The organism is Actinotalea ferrariae CF5-4 (assembly GCF_000603945.1).
Taxonomy (GTDB): Bacteria; Actinomycetota; Actinomycetes; order Actinomycetales; family Cellulomonadaceae; genus Actinotalea; species Actinotalea ferrariae.
This window is the reverse complement of record NZ_AXCW01000311.1, coordinates 1-4131: the sequence shown is the minus strand read 5'-3', so window position 1 is coordinate 4131 and position 4131 is coordinate 1. Positions and strand designations below refer to the sequence as shown.

The 4131-nt window shown below is 75.5% G+C and carries 4 protein-coding genes; 2 read left to right on the top strand and 2 right to left on the bottom strand.

The window, feature by feature from the left end; all coding sequences use genetic code 11:
* Positions 1-31: 31 nt before the first annotated feature.
* Both N866_RS16860 and N866_RS16855 read right to left on the bottom strand, forming a co-directional pair.
* The gene (locus tag N866_RS16860; protein WP_034228640.1) at positions 32-526 is read right to left on the bottom strand and encodes a DUF4395 domain-containing protein; all 495 of its coding nucleotides are present in this window, start codon (positions 524-526) and stop codon (positions 32-34) included.
* A gap of 91 nt (positions 527-617) precedes the next feature.
* Positions 618-1118: a thioredoxin family protein gene (locus tag N866_RS16855; RefSeq protein WP_216699476.1), complete on the bottom strand. Its 501-nt coding sequence runs from the start codon at positions 1116-1118 to the stop codon at positions 618-620.
* 624 nt (positions 1119-1742) lie between these two features.
* On the opposite strand from N866_RS16855, the gene malQ reads away from it, so the two are divergent.
* Positions 1743-3569, top strand: a complete 1827-nt coding sequence (gene malQ, locus N866_RS16850) for a 4-alpha-glucanotransferase (protein ID WP_034228639.1) — start codon at positions 1743-1745, stop codon at positions 3567-3569.
* A 189-nt stretch (positions 3570-3758) separates the two neighbouring features.
* On the top strand, positions 3759-4131 hold a 373-nt coding region (locus N866_RS16845; protein ID WP_034228638.1), incomplete at its 3' end, for a hypothetical protein.

The following is a 4131-nucleotide window of genomic DNA, read 5'->3' as shown; positions in this document are numbered from 1 at the left end:
CCGGCCGGACCGCGGCGCCCCGGCGCCGGGGTCAGCCGGCGGACGGCCGGAGCCGACGCAGCAGGACGTACATCTCGCAGCCCAGGCACAGCCCGAAGGCCGCGTTGAGGAAGGCCGCGACGAAGGCGACCGCGGCGGCCACGAGCACCGCACCGGGCACGCCGGCGAGCGCCAGCACCAGGCCCGTCCCCGTCACGAGGAGCCCGACGAGTTGCGCGAACCGCGGCGGCGCCGGGTCCTCGAGGTGCCGGGGCGGTGCGAGCCGCGGCCGGACCAGGCGGCGGTAGAGGACGCCCTGCACGGAGCCCTGGGCGCCCCGCGCGACGCCCACCACGAACAGCACCACGACCCCGGCCAGGAGCACCGTGGCGGCTGGCGAGCCGGCGAGGAGGATGGTGAGGGCCAGGAGCGCCGCCGTCACGGCCGCCCCGAAGCGGGGGCCCCGGGGGTCGATGCCGGCAGCTCCCGCCGCGGTCGTGCTCGCGGCGGGGGAGGTGCGGGTGGTGGGGGAGTCGGCGGACGTCACGGGGGCTCCAGGCGTCGTCGGGACGGGTCAGGGCCGGGCGGGGTCAGGGCCGGGCGGGGTCAGGGCAGGGCGGGGTCAGGGTCGGGCGGGATCAGGGCCGGGCGGCCACGGGCTCGAGCGCATCGGCGGCCAGTGCGGCGCGCGCCTGCTCGACCCGGAGCGGCCCGGACGTCCGGGACAGGACGACGCCGTCGGCGTCGAGCAGCAGGACGGTCGGGGTGCGCAGGACGCCCAGGCGGCGCGTCAGCGCGTCGTGCTCCTCGACGCGCAGCTCCACGTGGGCGACGTCGTCGGCCTCGTCCGCGACCGACCGCAGGACCCGTGCCACCTGGGGGCAGGTGGCGCAGGTCGCGGCGGACAGCTGCAGGAAGGTGCGTCGGGCGCCGAGGGGCCGGCCGAGGTCCACAGGGGTGACGCGTACCGCGCCGTCCGCGGCGCGGAAGCGGCCGTCGCGCCGGCGCAGGAGGAGGCCCGCGGCGGTGGCGGCGGCCAGGAGGAGCACCAGCAGCATCACCTGCGGGCCCGGTCCGCCACCGGGCGCGGTGACGGAGGCGGCCGCGGGGACGAGGGTCGTCGCGAGGGATCCGGTCACGTCGAGAGTGAACCGGTCCGGGCCGCGGATTAGTCCCGGGCCGGCGGACACGCCGGACGGGTGGTGCGGTCAAACGTTTGACCGCAGGTCAGGGCCCTGCGGGGTGGGCGGGCCAGACATGGGAGGGTTGCACGCCGCTCATGTAAGCGCTTGCATACGATCATCGAGTCCGCGGGTCCGCCGCGATCCGGGGGCCCGGCACGGCTCATCGTCGGCCCGCCGTCGCCGACGGGAAGGCGCAGGTGGACACGACGAGGACGACGACGACGCCGTGGGCCGAGGGGCCTAGGATCGGGCGCCTCGGGGCGGTAAGTTTCTGCAACGCGTTGCAACCCGACGGCCGACCGGCCCGACGGACGCAGCCGGTAGGGGCAGGACAGCAGCACCGGCAGGACCAGCAGGACGAGCACGACCAGCACGACCCGAGAAGCACCTGAGGACGCACCAGGACGACGACGACCTCGCCGTCACGAACAGCCAGCACGAGCACGACCGACGAGCACCACGAGCAAGAGCCCAACCGATCGCCCTGGGGGCAGCAGGGCACGACCGGTGGAACACGACCCGTTCCACGGACGTTGTGCCGATCACTGGCCCCCGGGCCCCGAGCGAACGAGTGCAGGTATGGACACCACCGTGACACTCCCCGAGATCGTCCCCGCGTCGTACGTCGACGCCCACGAGACCGTGCAGGAGCTGGACCCCGAGACCCGCTCGGACGTGATGTCGATCATCGCGGACCAGGGCGACCCGATCCCGCCGGTCGTCTGCGCCCCCGGGCGTCCTTCGTCCGAGCTCGACGGCGAGCTCTGGACCCTGGACGGCCACCGCGTGGGCGACGCCCACGGCATCGGACCCGAGGTGGGGTACTACCGCCTCGTCCAGCCCTCCGGCGGCCGCCGTCTCGTCATCAGCGCGCCCGAGCGCTTCGGGCAGCCGGAGCGGGGCTGGGGCTGGGCCGTCCAGCTCTACGCCGCCCGGTCCCGCGACTCCTGGGGGATCGGTGACTTCGGCGACCTGGCGCTGGTCGCGCGGGCTGCCGCCCACGCCGGCGCGAGCTCGGTCCTGATCTCCCCCGTGCACGCCGCCGCGCCCGTCCCGGCGCAGCAGGCGTCCCCGTACTCGCCGGCGTCGCGCCAGTGGCTCCAGCTGCTGCACATCGCCATCGACGACGTCCCGGGTGCCAGCGAGGTCGACCTGTCCGACCTGGCCGTCCGGGGCAAGGCCCTCAACGCGGAGCGCCGGATCTACCGCGACTCGGTCTGGGAGCTCAAGCTCGCCGCGCTGGAGCGGGTCTGGGGGGCCACGAAGGACCGCCTGCCCGTCGAGCACGACGTCTTCGTCGCCGAGGGCGGGGAGGACCTGCGGCGCTTCGCGCTGTGGTCCGCGCTCGCGGAGCGCTTCGGCACCGCCCACTGGCGGGGCTGGCCCGAGCGGTTCCGCACTCCGCAGGGCGCTGAGGCCTTCGCTGTCGAGAACGCCGACCGGGTCGCGTTCTTCGCCTGGGCGCAGTGGGTGGCGGACGTGCAGTTCGCGGCCGCGTGCCAGGCGGGCGCCACGATCGTGGCGGACGTCGCGGTCGGCTTCGACTCCTCCTCCGCCGATGCCTGGATGCACCAGGAGATGGTGTCGTTCGACTACGAGGTGGGCTGCCCGCCCGACCGGCACAACCTCGACGGTCAGAAGTGGGGGCTCCCGTCGATCAACCCGGCCGCCCTCATCGCCTCGGACTTCGCGCCCTTCATCGGCATGGTGCGCTCCGCGCTCCGGCACGCGCGTGCCCTGCGGATCGACCACGTGATGCAGCTGTGGCGCCTGTACTGGGTGCCGCTCGGCGGCCACCCGGCCGGCGGCGTCTACGTGCACTACCCCACCGAGGCCCTCCTGGCGATCCTGCGGCTCGAGGCGAGCCGCGTCGGCGCCTGGGTGGTCGGGGAGGACATGGGGACGGTCGCCGCGGGGGTCCGCGAGACGATGGCCGAGTACGGCATGCTCGGCTACCGCGCCGCCCTCCGGCTGCCCGTGGACCAGTTCCCCGAGGCGGTCATGGGTGCGTCCTCCACGCACGACCAGGCGACCGTGGCCGGCACGCTGACGGGTTCGGACAACGACGACCTGCGGCGGATCGGCAAGGCGGCGAACTTCGAGCAGCTCGAGGGGGTCCGCCGCGAGCTCGCCGCGGCGGCCGGGGTCGACCTGGACCAGCCGATCGGCCGCGCGGAGATCGAGCAGGCGGTCGTGGCGCAGTACACGCGGCTGTCGCAGTGCCGGGCGCGCGTCGTCCTCGCCTCGCTCGACGACGCCGGCGGGGTGGCGGAGCGGCCCAACATGCCCGGCACCGTCACCGAGTGGCCGAACTGGTGCCTCAGCCTGCCGATGCCGGTGGAGGACCTCCTCGCCGAGCCGCTCGCGGTGCGGGTGGCCGAGGTGCTGGACGCCCGGCGCGACTGACAGCGACCACCCTGCGACCGACCGACCGACCGACCGACCGACCGTCCGAATCGACCCTGCGACGCGCGCAGGGACGGCTTTCACCCGTCCGGGTCCTACCGGGGCCCACGCCGGACCGAGACGATGGCCAGGACGCCCCCACCGGGCGCCCTGGCCATCGCCGCGTCGCGGCCTTCCCGAGGAGCACGCATGGCTGCCTCCGTCCTCGCCGCCGTCGTCGCGAAGCTCGCGGGGCTGGGCCTGCCTGCCAAGGCGACCCTCGGGGTGGGCGTCGCGCTCGGCGCGGTCGGTGCCCTTCCCGCCGCCGGTGTGGTGGGCCCGCCGGACGAGGTCGTCGTGGACGTCGGCGGGACCACGGACGACGTCGGTTCGGAGGCCGGGGCGTCGGACCTCGGCGGATCCGTGGCGGACGACGCCCGCGACGGCGGTGTCGACGGCCAGGAGGTCAGCGCGCGGGCGCACGAGCGCAACGCCGAGCGGGCGGCCGAACGGGACGCCGCGCGGAGGGAGCGGGCAGTCGAGCGCGACGCGGCGCGAGCGGAGCGCGACGCCGAGCGGGACG